Source organism: Yersinia sp. IP36721 (genome assembly GCF_003634395.1).
In the GTDB taxonomy this organism is placed as follows: Bacteria; Pseudomonadota; Gammaproteobacteria; order Enterobacterales; family Enterobacteriaceae; genus Yersinia; species Yersinia entomophaga.
Map to the genome: position 1 here is coordinate 363,854 of NZ_QCZL01000001.1, position 13,574 is coordinate 377,427.

Consider the following 13,574-nt stretch of genomic DNA (forward strand, 5'->3'; position numbering starts at 1 on the left):
TCAGAAAGGACAGTTATACGGATTGCGACAGAGAATTGCCAGTGCTGCGGTAATGCCGGCGAGCCAGAGAAAGTAGTGTTTTAGCATCTCGTTTTGCAGTAACAAATCAAAGCAGACCATTCCCAATATACTGCCGAGCGAATCTCCCAGAGTGGCAGACAGTGATACCAGCCCGAAGTAGGTAGCGAAACGCCCTGGCTCGGCGAATGAGGCATTAGCCGCGTTTGAGCACGGCATAAATACCATTAGTGCAAAGGCAAAAATACAGCCTGCCAGCAGGATGAAAAACATGTTATGAGCGTAGTAAATCAGCAGGAAGGATAGAGAAAACGCCGCTAATGTCACCTTGGGAAAATAAGCCTGAATCCGCGGGTTAATATGGGCGCTGACCCAGTATTGCAGCACCATCACAGACAAGGCTTCGACCATGTAGAACCGCGTGATATGGCTTTCTGCGCCTAATACTTCGCGCACGTAGAGTGGAATGGTGGAAAAAAGCTGAGCATAAAGCATCCATAGCAGGCTATTGATCAGCAAGAATCGGCAGTAATGCTGTTTTTTGAAGGCGATCAGAAAATCTATAACGATCGGTTTGGCTTTCTCAACTGACTGGTGGTGAGGTTCAGAGAGAAAAAACCGGCAAAATAGCAGCAGAGCGAGATAGAAACTAGCAATAACCCAATACAGCTGACCAGGATAATTGAGCAATATATTAAAACCAATGGCAGGGGCGATTAATGCCGAGCCATGCATAAGAACGTAGATAAATGAATAATCGGCAGGAGCGTGAGAAGCGTCGGATGAAGACTGTTTTTGGCGCGCGATAGCAGAGTGGGTTAGCAATACGATGGAAGAAACGCCCACGCCAGCAATACAGAGGCACCAAGGAGCAAGGATACCTATCAGCTTATCTGATGCAGCCAGTAAAAAACCGACGGCGGCAATGCTTAAAGAAAGCATCAGGCTAGTGCGTAGAGTTAATCGATCGAACCACGGCCCCAAAGCGACCTTTGCCAGACGTGAGGTAAAAACGTAGCCAAAAATGATGGTGCCAACGGTGGCTACGGATAAGTTCAGATAATCATAGAGATAAGTGGCGAGAGTCGTCATCAGCATGTAATAGGCCAATGACGATCCGGCAAAAATAATAGAGATTGATAGTAACGGCCGAGTATTTATCCACAACGGCATATACCCAGCCACTCCTAGGCTGTTTGTCGAGTTCGATGGCCTTCACCTAAAGAGCGAGTGAGGTACAAATCCATCATATGGCGTTGCCACAGATTGAGTGCCTCTGCAAAACGATAAGCCAACCCTAAGGCTTCTTCCACGCAAGCTACGGCTAAAGGCGGACTGTGAGCAGAAAACTGACTTAACGAATTAAGATGATCATAGTTTTCATCCGTTTCTGCGTGGATAACGAAGGGTTCAACCACGCTATAATCTAACGCGTTTCGCTCGGCAATATTTCGATAAAATGTTCGGGTTTCATTGACTCGTCGAGCGGTGTTTTCCAGTACGGCTACGCAGCTTTTGTAGGCGAAACAACCTCGTCTGGCGGCCAATTGCAACAGCGCGCAAAGAGACTGAGTGCAGGGTAACGGCAACAGCGTTTCTTCTAGTGCGGGTAGCAGATGAGCACGGCGAAAACGTATTGCGCTAAGTTTGAACAGATAAGGGTGATCCCATTCCTCAGACAAATGTGTAATGAGTTTGTCCGCGACCAATTGATTCTGAGTATGAGATAGCGCGGCTCCTAAATGTCGGATCACACTGTGAGTATGGTGGTAGTTTTCTATTGCCCAAGCATAAAGCGTATTCAGATCTGTCGCTGCCGTCGGGTTTTCCATCGTTGACCAGAATGGGTCGAAGTAAAGTATATCCGCCCAATGATTCAGCTCGTTGTTTATCAGGTCAGCGGCATCTGCGGCAGCAATATAATCAGCATTAATCGGAATGGCATAGAGCAGAACGTTTTTATGCAGGAATGCCATAAAGTCTCGGCTGAAATCGGCGCTGCACCCTGTTTCTATCAAAGCGGATTCTGGGTCTCGGTTTCTCGACAGCATTTCGACAAAAAATGCATTGATATCATCATGAACCAGCTCAACTACCTGTAGCCGGGAGGTGAGGCGCAAAACTCGTTCGCGAACATATTCAACCACAACGGAATCTTTTAACAGCATGATTTTCTCCAGTATTCACCGATTGTGGTGCTGGTGGCATTAGGCGCTGTGTAACCAATTCATGTGCAATTGAGGGAAGGAGAATGCCTTCTCGACGTAAAAAACCTGCACACCGCGATAAAACAAATGAAATTGATCCCCCAGAGCCGCCAGATTAATCAGGCTGGTATCGATATCTCGTTGCAGGCGCGGACCGATAAAATCGCAACAGGCTTTGCCATAGCTGCCCGCAAGGGGATATCCGTAGACTTTGGTCAGGGGAATACTGGCGAAAGAGGTGTCATTATCAATAGACTCTGATTTCCACGTAGCAAGGTGAGCAATGATTTCCGGGTTATCCAAAAGCTCGCTAAAGAACGCCACTACCGGTTCGATAGATTCGATGTAGCCAGGTGATCCAAATAGATCGATGGCGTAGGCAAAAGCCAGAGGATCTTTAGCGGCGATATTCTCCAGTGTGAGCTGCAACATTAAGGTTGAGGTCAGTGGCTCCAGTTCAGCCAGAGGTTTTTGGGTCAGCTCATGACAAATGTTATCCCAGGTTTTTTTCATTCGATGAGCGTGGAAAGCATGCAGAATAAAAAGCTCCTGAAGCTGCTTATCTTCGGTTTCCGCAGCGCATCGTACCAGCGCTTTATCTAATCCATACAGCAGGTGGCACATTTCAACGGCGAGTTTGCAGCAGTGAGGCGTTAATCCATAGTATTCGCTCATTGCGCCGCCTTTCAGCCAGCCACGCAGCGAAGTCGTCACGGCGATAAACTGTTCATTCATCTCTTCGGGCTGAATCATGTTCCAAGCGTCAGCGGGAAAGGATAAGTCCTTAGGAGTCAGAAGGGGTAGTGCTGGGGCTGTCGCGGTATTATCCATAAAGTTAACCCTTTCCTATATGGTTGAACTTGCGTAGTGGGTACCAGAAAGCTGGTCGGATGATGTAGAAACACACTGAGCGCCAGAAAGCGGCAATGAGTGATAATGCCGATAAATATCGTCATGCCATATCTCAAACCAATTGGCGAGCCGATGACAGCTAGTGAAAATCTGAGTAACTTTCTGTGCCGGTAATGTCGAATGACCTTCCAGTAGGTGTTCGAAGATATCGATATGTTCAAACTTCTGATCTGCCATCAAATGATGAATCAGCTTATCGGTGAATGCCTGAGGGAGTTCTAGCCGCTCGCCGGCCGTTTGATAGAAATCGATCACCGATTGCCCGTTTTGGGTGGTGGCTTCCAGCAAGGCTTCGCAGGCGTTGTACACCAGCGTTCCCATTTGAGCCACATTGGCCATAAAACGCGTAATGCTGGTGGTACTGGCTAGGGGCGGGCTTTGATCCAACTGAGCCTGATCGATACCCACATCGTGGCAAGCGGCCATAAATAACCGGTAATGATCCCACTCTTCGCTGAGATGACGAAATTGGATGCCATGCCCGATTTGGTCATCGGCATAGTGAATAGCCCGAGGCATATGCGACATAACGCTGCGAGTGTAATGCATATTTTCCTGCGCCCAGCCGATAAGCACCGACGGCGATTCTTTACCATCATACAAATCTTGCCATATCTGTTGGTCATACATCTTATGCACCCAAATGGGCAGCCAGCGGTTGAATTCCGTCAAAAAAAGTGGCGTAGGAATCGCCTGATACGCTGGCAGACACCAGATGAAGCCTGCGGACTCCAGAGATGCCAAAGTATGATTAACGGTGGTGATGTCGAGTGATAGGTGTGTAGCGATTTGTTGTGGGGTTTGCGTGCCGTCACAGCATTCAAGCAGGCGTTTGAAGTTATCCCATTGATTGAGGTCTGCGATAGTTAGCGTCACTCCCGCTCGCGAGGCCGTCTTGTCTAAAACTACCGTATTGGGCAGTAATAAAGGCTTGTTGATACCTTCCATGATTCGCTCTCCAGATCATAAATTGTTTTATAAACGTCAGTATGAGCTAACCTCCCTAATATTTTAGGGAGGTCTTGACCGTTATTGTTCGGCTGCTGGTCGAGGTTTATTCTGCTCTGGTAGCTTGGTTTCAAGAATAATAATTTCCATTTTAAAATCCTCCGTGATTTTAAATAAATCCATATATAACATCATGTTAATCAATGTTACTTGAGCGCTTTTCTGCGCGTATTAATCTTTATAACTCGCCGTATAAAAAGTCAACACAGTCTGTCTTAATGTGAAGTTATGACCGTCGAGATAGGTAAAGTTTGAGGCATGGCTCGAGTAAACAACCTGGCGTAATCTGAGGGAAGACAACGTATTGATGATAAGTTACGTTATATTGGATGACTGAATACCCAACCCGTGTTGAGTGGATAAGAGAATGTCGAAAAGTAATTACATCACCCGCGAAGGCTGGCAGGCTCTGGACCTCGAACTAAAATATCTATGGCGAGAAGAACGGCCAAGGGTGACGCAGGCAGTTTCAGAAGCAGCCGCAATGGGCGACCGTTCTGAAAATGCCGAATATATTTATGGGAAAAAACGCCTGCGGGAAATCGATCGTCGGGTGCGTTTTTTATCCAAACGTCTGGATGTGTTGAAAATCGTCGATCCCGATCCGCGTCAGGAAGGAAAAGTTTATTTTGGCGCTTGGGTTAGGGTGGAAAATGAACTGGGAGAAGAGCGGTTTTTTCGATTGGTTGGCCCAGATGAATTCGATCCGGCCAAAAAATGGATCTCAATTGACTCGCCGGTGGCGCGAGCCTTGATTGGTAAACAGGTAGATGATGAAATCACGGTTCAGACACCCAACGGCGAGGCAACCTACTGGATATTAGAGATTCGGTACCGGCCATTTGACGAAAAGTGTTGATTATTAGGTAGAACAATAAGCTTTGTAACAATTTCGACTAGAATATATACCATAAATAGCTGTCTGTTAGCGTGAGTTTTTCTAACAATATTCAGGTCGGGCAATACAGCCTTTGGGAGTACTAAAATGCAAGAGAATCACAAGATTCTGGTCGTCGATGATGACATGCGCCTGCGTGCGCTTTTGGAACGCTATTTGACTGAGCAAGGTTTTCAAGTCCGCAGCGTAGCCAATGCTGAACAGATGGACCGCTTGCTAACCCGTGAATCATTCCACCTGATGGTTCTGGACCTGATGTTGCCGGGCGAAGATGGGCTATCTATTTGCCGCCGCCTGCGTAGCCAGAGCAATCCAATGCCAATCATTATGGTGACCGCGAAAGGCGAAGAAGTTGACCGTATTGTTGGTCTGGAAATCGGTGCAGATGACTATATTCCTAAGCCGTTTAACCCGCGTGAGCTGTTGGCGCGTATTCGTGCGGTGTTGCGCCGTCAGGCCAATGAACTACCGGGTGCACCTTCTCAGGAAGAGGCGATTATCTCCTTCGGCAAATTCAAACTGAATTTGGGGACCCGCGAAATGTTTCGCGAAGATGAACCTATGCCATTGACCAGCGGCGAGTTTGCCGTGCTGAAGGCATTGGTGAGCCATCCGCGTGAGCCGTTATCCCGCGATAAATTGATGAATCTGGCTCGCGGCCGTGAGTACAGCGCCATGGAACGTTCCATCGATGTTCAAATCTCCCGTCTACGCCGTATGGTGGAAGAAGATCCTGCTCATCCGCGTTATATCCAAACCGTTTGGGGCTTGGGCTACGTATTCGTACCGGACGGCAGTAAAGCATGAGGCGATGGCGCTTTTCTCCGCGTAGCTCGTTTGCCCGTACCCTGTTATTGATTGTGACCTTGCTGTTCGTCAGTTTGGTCACAACTTATTTAGTGGTACTAAACTTTGCCATTTTGCCTAGTTTGCAGCAGTTCAATAAGGTTCTGGCTTACGAAGTTCGTATGCTGATGACCGACCGGCTGCAACTGGAAGACGGCACGCTACTGGAGGTCCCGCCCGCTTTTCGGCGTGAAATCTACCGTGAGTTGGGAATTTCTTTGTATACCAATGCTGCGGCGGAGGAGAGTGGCCTGCGTTGGGCTCAGCATTACAAGTTTCTCAGCGATCAAATGGCCCAGCAGCTTGGAGGGCCAACGGATGTGCGGGTTGAGGTTAATAAAAACTCGCCGGTCGTCTGGCTGAAAACCTGGCTATCGCCAGACATCTGGGTGCGGGTTCCTCTGACTGAAATTCATCAGGGTGATTTCTCGCCGCTGTTCCGTTATACGCTAGCGATTATGCTGCTGGCGGTAGGCGGAGCCTGGCTGTTTATCCGCATTCAGAATCGGCCCTTGGTGGAGCTGGAGCACGCGGCGCTACAGGTGGGGAAAGGCAATATTCCGCCGCCGCTGCGGGAATATGGCGCGTCTGAGGTGCGCTCGGTAACCCGGGCATTTAACCAAATGGCCTCCGGAGTAAAGCTGCTGGCAGATGACCGCACGCTTCTGATGGCGGGCGTCAGCCATGATTTACGTACACCGCTGACCCGTATTCGCCTAGCGACGGAAATGATGGCAGAAGAGGATGGTTATCTCTCTGAATCCATTAATAAAGATATTGAAGAATGTAATGCCATCATCGAACAGTTTATTGATTACCTGCGCACCGGGGAGGAAATGCCGACGGAAACCTGCGATCTGAACGCCATTTTGGGCGAAGTCATTGCAGCAGAAAGCGGATATGAGCGGGAAATTGAAACAGATTTATGCGACGGCGAAGTGAAGGTCGAAATGCATCCGTTATCGATTAAACGTGCGTTGGCGAACATGGTGGTTAACGCAGCTCGTTATGGTAATGGCTGGATAAAAGTAAGCAGCGGCACTGAGTTACAGCGCGCCTGGTTCCAAGTGGAAGATGATGGGCCGGGTATCAAACCGGAAGAATTGAAGCATCTGTTCCAGCCATTCGTTCGCGGCGATAGCGCTCGTAGCACCAGCGGCACCGGTCTGGGACTGGCAATCGTACAGCGTATTCTTGATGCTCACTCAGGTATGCTGGATATCGGCACCAGTGAGAAGGGCGGGCTGTGCATTCGCGCTTACCTGCCATTGCCCTTAGACGTGAAATCGGTGGCACCGGGCAAACACGGTTGACGGTGTGAGCGACTAATATCAGTAAGAATCAGCAAGATCAAAAAAGGGCACGAATATCGTGCCCTTTTGCATAAGTAAAACAGATTAGATTTTCGGCCCGGCGCTGACTAAAGCTGCGCCAGCAGGGGTATCGGTATACTTATCGAAGTTGGTGACGAAGCGTTTTGCCAGATCTTCCGCTTTTTCCTGCCACTGCTCAAGACTGCTGTAGGTTTGACGCGGGTCCAGAATCTCTGGATTCACGCCCGGCAACGCCGTCGGTACCGTCAGATTAAATATTGGTAAGGTGAATGTCTCAGCCTTATCAATATCGCCATTCAGGATGGCATCAATAATCCCACGCGTATCTTTAATCGAAATACGTTTACCTGTGCCATTCCAGCCGGTGTTAACCAGATAGGCCTGAGCGCCCGCCGCCTGCATGCGTTTTACCAGTACTTCGGCATACTGAGTTGGATGCAGCGACAGGAAAGCCGCGCCGAAGCAGGCAGAGAAGGTTGGCGTTGGTTCGGTTACGCCGCGTTCGGTACCGGCCAGCTTGGCGGTAAAGCCAGACAGGAAGTGATACTGAGTTTGATCAGCGGTTAAACGAGATACCGGTGGTAAAACACCAAACGCATCGGCGGTCAGGAAAATGACCTTGGTTGCGTGGCCAGCTTTGGATACTGGCTTAACGATGTTTTCGATATGGTAAATCGGATAGGAAACTCGTGTATTTTCCGTTTTCGATCCATCGTTAAAATCAACGGTACCATCGGCCAGTACCATGACGTTTTCCAGCAGAGCGTCTCGCTTAATAGCGTGATAAATATCTGGCTCGGCTTCTTCGGAAAGTTTGATGGTTTTGGCGTAGCAGCCGCCTTCAAAGTTAAACACGCCGTCATCATCCCAGCCGTGTTCATCATCACCGATGAGTTTACGCTTAGGATCGGTAGACAGGGTGGTTTTGCCGGTACCAGACAGGCCGAAGAAGATCGCTACATCGCCTTTCTCGCCCACGTTGGCAGAACAGTGCATGGAAGCAATGCCTTTCAGCGGTAGCAGGTAGTTCATCATTGAGAACATACCTTTCTTCATCTCGCCGCCGTACCAGGTGCCGCCAATCAGCTGCATGCGTTCGGTCAGGTTGAATGCCACAAAGTTTTCGGAGTTAAGACCCTGCTCTTTCCAGTTCGGGTTCGTGCATTTAGCGCCGTTCATCACGATAAAATCAGGCTCAAAATTGGCCAGTTCTTCATCAGTAGGGCGGATAAACATGTTTTTCACGAAGTGTGCCTGCCACGCAACCTCGGTAATAAAACGAACCTTCAGACGAGTATCAGCGTTCGCACCGCAGAAAGTATCAACCACAAACAGACGCTTACCAGATAATTGTTCGGTAACCAGCCCTTTCAACTGGGTCCAGGTTTCCTGACTCAGCGGTTTATTATCATTCTTGCCTTTGCCCTGATCGGCCCACCACACGGTATCTTGAGTGATGGCGTCGCGAACGATGTATTTATCTTTCGGGGAGCGGCCGGTAAAAATGCCGGTATCAACGGCGACAGCGCCTAAATTGGTGACAGTCCCGCGCTCATAGCCTTGCAGATCAGGCTTGGTTTCTTCCTGAAATAAAAGCTCATAACTAGGGTTGTAAACAATCTCGCTTACACTATGGATGCCATAATCGGCGAGCTCTTGCGGGGTGATTCCTTTAACACTCATGTCTAACTCCTAGGGTCGTCTTATTTTTATGCCACCGATTGTAAATCCTCAGCCTCGATTAACAGCGATTGCTATCAAAGATTTTAATAAATGACCTATTTTTAGCTAGGTTATGAGAGATAGCACACGAATTATAGCAAGCGTGAAACGGCAGGAATCACCGGGCACAGTAAATGTGCCCGGAAAGAACAGAATAATTAATGGATTTGATCGTCAGACGGGCTGTTTCCGCTGAGCAAATTGGCGATATCTACAGCGTCAAAAATATGGTGAGTGCCACAATATTCGCAGTGCATATCAATTTGACCATCCTGCTCAAGCATTTCCTGCACTTCTTCAACAGGCAGAGTCACTAAAGCGTCCATGCATCGTTCACGGGAACAGGTGCAACGGAAGCTGACATTCTGCGGATCATAAATAGTCACTTCTTCCTGATGATACAGGCGATACAGCACTTCATTGGCTGGCAGGGTGAACAGTTCTTCCGCCTTGATAGTGGTTGTCAGCTGCGCCAAATGGTCGAATTCGTCTTCATTTCGCTCTTCGGCAGGCAGAACCTGCAACAGCATACCCGCTGCCGCCGCTTTACCTTCGACTTCACCGGTACGGATAAACAGGCGGGTCGGTAGCTGTTCGGACTGCATGAAATAGCTTTCCAGACATTCGGCCAGAGTGTCGCCTTCCAAGCCAACAACACCCTGATAACGTTCACCTTTAGCTGGTGTAATGGTTATCACCATATAACCATTACCAATCATTTGCTTCAGCGAGCTGTCTTCGGCAATTTCGCCGTTGGTGCGAGCCACGCCTCTTAGTTCCTGCTGGTTATTGCCGTTGATTACGGCCAGAGTCAACGGGCCATCGCCCTGCAGCTGTACGGTGATATCGCCGTCAAATTTCAGAGTAGCGGTCAACAGGCTGGTAGCGACCAACAGTTCACCCAGCAGCTTTTTAACCGGCGCGGGGTAATCATGGTTCGCGATAATCTGTTGATAAGTTTCATTAACGGTTACCAGCTCGCCGCGTACCGCATGATGGTTGAATAGATAGCGGTGTAATTGGTCGTGATTAGACATAGTTTTCTCTCTTAAAAGCAGCCGGTTATTCCGACTCGCCGTATTTAAATTTGATCAGATTGCGACGCTCTTTTTTATCCGGCCGTCGATCCGGATGGGGCATGGTCAGAGCATTGAGTTTACGTGCCTGAGCTACTTTCTCCCGGTTGGCGATACTGGTTTCCGTTTCTTCATACATTGCCTGCGCTTCCGCCGCACCGCGCCGCTGGCTGTGTATGGACAGAATTCGAACCGTGCGCTCGTCATTCCCTTGTCGCAACCGAATTTCCGCATTCAATTCAACCAGTTTACTGGGTTTCCCCCGCTGGCCGTTGTAATGAACTTTACCGCCATCAATCATCTCTCTGGCCATTGCGCGGGTTTTGTAAAAACGCGCAGCCCATAGCCATTTATCCAGACGAACGGCGTCATCGGGAGCGGATTTTTCTTTCACAGAATCTCCTGTCTGCTAAGCCGCGCTGTGGTGCCGAATGGCTGGCAACAGTTGGCGATAGTCGCTGATGGCGGGATGGCTTTGAAACACTTTGCCCGCGCAGCTTGAATCAGGGTTTTCAACGCCCAAACAGTAACGGATACCAAAGGTTTTTGCCGCGTCCAAAATGGCTTCGCTGTCATCCACAAATAAGGTTCTGGCGGGGTCAAAATCGATATGTTGAGCCACGGCCTGCCACAAACGCTGATCTTCTTTCGGATAACCAAATATATGGGTGGAAAGTAACAAATCAAGGTGCTGATCGAGACCGGTATGCTGAACTTTAATATTCAGGCTATGGGGATGAGCATTGGTCAGTAAAATGGTTTTCCGCCCGGAGTCGCGTAATTCCTGCAAAAACGGCAGTGTATCCTGACGCAAACTGGCGCGCGACCCGACCTGCGTCGTCATGGCATAAATATCTAGATCTAGTCGTTGGCACCAGTAATCGAAGCAATACCAGCTCATGGTGTGCTGCACCGCGTGGTATTCATCGTTAATAATTGCCTTGGCCTGCTCCAAAGGGATATTCCGCTGCTGGCTTAGAGCTTCAGGCACCAGTTTTAGCCAGAAATAGCTGTCGAACTCCAGATCCAGCAAAGTACCGTCCATATCCAATAATACGGTATCGATATCTTGCCAGTTAACATTCAGTGGCATGGTCACTCCAATAAAATAAGCAGGCATTCTGGCTGTTTGAGGGGGAACAGCGACGGACGATTTAGCAGATAATATTTAGCCTAGCATACCAAAATGACAAGGTCTGCGCGTGGCTGATGCTGCGTAGGCGGATTCTGGCGCTTAGCGAAGATAAGGCGTAGCGGTAAGGTGAGTGCTAAAGCAGCTATCATAATAGCGTTGAATATCTTCCATGCGGGTGCGATTTTGGCGCATACGCTTAATGACCAGGTAGCCGTTGACGGACAGGCAAATAATCAAGGCGAATAACAACAGGCTGGTGCCTAAATAGCGGCTGAGCGTGATAACGTCCGGTTCGCTATGCAAAGTAACATGACGCGTACCGTTGGCATCAACGGTAATGCTGGTGATGACTCCTTCAGCTTTAAACGGGGTATTCAGCAGCAAACCAGAGAGCCGCTGAAGTTCTCGCCACTGCTCTAACGCACTGTAATCAAACAGCGGAACGGCAGGAATAGGATGGTTGACCAGCTGTTTGCCTTCATCGCTGCTGATCAGGAAACCGCCCGGCGGCGGGCTATTTAATGCCTCGGTAGCCAGATGAGTTTCGCGGTAAACGAAGGAAGAGGTAGCGGTATTCACCAAACTTTCCAACGCATCGGCGCTGACCGGACGTAATAACACGTTCATACCTTTGAGCGCGCCAGACTGTGCTTTTTTGGTGAGCGCCGCCCAGTTCTTGGCGTTGCCTAAATTGACCAAGGCGTTTTTCAGACGTACGCAATCGGCTTCGCTTCTGCATAACTCTTTGGTTTTCAGTACAATATCGGAAAAGTTATTCAGCAGAATCATCCCGGACTTTTCAATCGCTGTCGCTAACTGTGGGTTAACGTTAGGATCGCTGCTGTCCTGCGGGTGCAATTGCTGATTGACCGTCGCCAGCAGTGCAGCGGCTTTTTCAATAGTTTCCGACTCAGGCTGTGGTAGCGGAGATGCGGTATTCCAGTAAATGCTAGAGCAATCGAAAGGCGTAAAAGCAAAATTATGCGGGCCGAGAGCGTTAGGCGGCACATAGCACATACCCGTTCCCTGAGCTTTCAGCATATCGCCAATGCGAAGCGGCATCTTTTCCAAAGCTTGTACACTAGTGACCTGCTGGCTTTGTGCACCCTGAATCCACGCCATGCTGAGTTTTAGCGGCAGACCGAGCGGAACATAAACGACCAGCAATATCAGAATCGCTAATGAACCGAGCATTAACGTCAGGTTTTTGCCCCAGCGCTGCAATGGAAAATTTTTCATTTCATCATGCAGGGATAAATAGCGTCCCTGACGGACGACCTGCCGATTTAGATAAATATCAACGTTGGTTTTCTTACCCAGATCGTGGGCGAAATAAGCCTGCCAGTGAGGCGGATAAATCAAGTCGATAATGCCCAAAGAGATGTTATTCATCTGCCCTTGATTGGACTCGCCAAATAATCCCCAACGCTTTGGCGTGCCACTCAGGCAATGAACTTCCTTTAAATCCGATTCTGAAAGTGGTCGGAATAACTTCCAGCAGGCCCAGGAAAGCAGGGCGATAGAGACAAGAATCAGCCATGGCAATACTACCCCAGGACTAATAAGGCTGAGGAATAGAAGCAGCAAAGCCAAACAGATAGTCGCCGCTTCTCTCAGGCCGGTAGGCCCGTAAATCGCATGTTCTTCCGGCGTTTCCTTGCGAATATTGACCAAGGCGACGTGTTCGCTGTCTTCTTTACGGATAGACGCATTTTGTGGCGCAGACTGGGCGACTCGCGGCGTTGGGGCTTCCAACGTGTGATCTTTAAGGGAGTGACCATTTAAAGAGATCACCAATGGGATAGTTTTTGTCTGAATGACTTCGACGTAATTATCCTGCGCGATGAATTGTTCCCAGAACGGGGGTAAATGCACTTCGGTGGCATCAAGGTAGTAACGCCATTTATTCGGTTCATCGCTAGCCACGCCGTAGCGGGTAATAGCGCGGGTGACGGCATAGACATTATCGCTTTCCGGGATCAACGCCAGCTCGTTAGACGAGGACGAATGCCCTTGATCCAGATGTGAATCCAGACCCGGCAGCTTTTTAAAGGTGCCATTTTCGGATTGATTAAGCAGGTAATTCTCGACGGCGACGCGTTCTTCAGGCGTAAGGGTACGATGCGTGGGTTTGACAAACGGGAGCGCCACGGGAACGGCAGAGATTTGGTGATATTTGAACCACCATAGCAATGCAACAGCGACAAGGCTGGTCAAGAGTAAGGCCAATATCAACACTATTGTGCTCATCCCATCCCCATCCGAGTGCTACCAAACCTCGTTAACTCTATGAAAGAATGCATATTATGCATAAAAATCGTGTCGAGGCATACGGAAGAGTTATTTCGTGAGCGGGTATAGCGGCATTCTGCTCAGCGATATGATCTGGTGTAGGGGCTCTTCAACTGCCTGTTAGGC

General features: G+C 49.1%; 12 protein-coding genes. 3 read left to right on the top strand and 9 right to left on the bottom strand.

Translation table 11 applies throughout. From position 1 onward, the window contains the following. Genes DBA33_RS01550 through DBA33_RS01565 form a run of 4 tightly spaced genes read right to left on the bottom strand, consistent with a single transcriptional unit; the run spans position 1 to position 4,085 of the window. Positions 1-1,191: an MFS transporter gene (locus tag DBA33_RS01550; RefSeq protein ID WP_064515662.1), complete on the bottom strand. Its 1,191-nt coding sequence runs from the start codon at positions 1,189-1,191 to the stop codon at positions 1-3. Between the two features lie 14 nt (positions 1,192-1,205). Further along, positions 1,206-2,186 (bottom strand): hypothetical protein, encoded by a 981-nt coding sequence (locus DBA33_RS01555; RefSeq protein ID WP_064515661.1) that lies wholly within the window; start codon positions 2,184-2,186, stop codon positions 1,206-1,208. Between the two features lie 39 nt (positions 2,187-2,225). Then, positions 2,226-3,056 (bottom strand): hypothetical protein, encoded by an 831-nt coding sequence (locus DBA33_RS01560; RefSeq protein WP_064515660.1) that lies wholly within the window; start codon positions 3,054-3,056, stop codon positions 2,226-2,228. 15 nt (positions 3,057-3,071) lie between these two features. Then, positions 3,072-4,085, bottom strand: a complete 1,014-nt coding sequence (locus tag DBA33_RS01565; RefSeq protein WP_064515659.1) for a hypothetical protein — start codon at positions 4,083-4,085, stop codon at positions 3,072-3,074. Between the two features lie 427 nt (positions 4,086-4,512). Here DBA33_RS01565 and greB point away from each other — a divergent pair, with 427 nt between their 5' ends. From greB to envZ, 3 genes are all read left to right on the top strand, one after another. After that, positions 4,513-5,004 carry a transcription elongation factor GreB gene (greB, locus tag DBA33_RS01570; RefSeq protein ID WP_064515658.1) on the top strand — a complete coding sequence of 164 codons (492 nt, stop codon included), beginning with the start codon at positions 4,513-4,515 and terminating at the stop codon, positions 5,002-5,004. A 126-nt stretch (positions 5,005-5,130) separates the two neighbouring features. Next, complete coding sequence (ompR, locus tag DBA33_RS01575) at positions 5,131-5,850, top strand: two-component system response regulator OmpR (protein ID WP_049597277.1); 720 nt, start codon at positions 5,131-5,133, stop codon at positions 5,848-5,850. Beyond that, on the top strand, positions 5,847-7,202 hold the full coding sequence (gene envZ / locus DBA33_RS01580; RefSeq protein WP_120805336.1) for a two-component system sensor histidine kinase EnvZ: 1,356 nt from the start codon (positions 5,847-5,849) through the stop codon (positions 7,200-7,202). Before ompR ends, envZ begins: the two co-directional genes overlap by 4 nt. 84 nt (positions 7,203-7,286) lie before the next feature. Here envZ and pckA read toward each other — a convergent pair whose 3' ends face one another. From pckA to DBA33_RS01605, 5 genes are all read right to left on the bottom strand, one after another. After that, positions 7,287-8,906 carry a phosphoenolpyruvate carboxykinase (ATP) gene (pckA, locus tag DBA33_RS01585; protein WP_120805338.1) on the bottom strand — a complete coding sequence of 540 codons (1,620 nt, stop codon included), beginning with the start codon at positions 8,904-8,906 and terminating at the stop codon, positions 7,287-7,289. Positions 8,907-9,103: 197 nt separating this feature from the next. Continuing rightward, positions 9,104-9,982, bottom strand: a complete 879-nt coding sequence (gene hslO, locus DBA33_RS01590; protein WP_064515655.1) for an Hsp33 family molecular chaperone HslO — start codon at positions 9,980-9,982, stop codon at positions 9,104-9,106. A gap of 25 nt (positions 9,983-10,007) precedes the next feature. Next, positions 10,008-10,415, bottom strand: coding sequence for a ribosome-associated heat shock protein Hsp15 (gene hslR, locus DBA33_RS01595; protein WP_064515654.1), 408 nt, complete (start codon positions 10,413-10,415; stop codon positions 10,008-10,010). A 15-nt stretch (positions 10,416-10,430) separates the two neighbouring features. Further along, positions 10,431-11,114, bottom strand: coding sequence for a GMP/IMP nucleotidase (gene yrfG / locus DBA33_RS01600; RefSeq protein ID WP_064515653.1), 684 nt, complete (start codon positions 11,112-11,114; stop codon positions 10,431-10,433). Positions 11,115-11,255: 141 nt separating this feature from the next. Continuing rightward, complete coding sequence (locus DBA33_RS01605; protein ID WP_120805340.1) at positions 11,256-13,406, bottom strand: intracellular growth attenuator family protein; 2,151 nt, start codon at positions 13,404-13,406, stop codon at positions 11,256-11,258. Between the last annotated feature and the right edge of the window lie 168 nt (positions 13,407-13,574).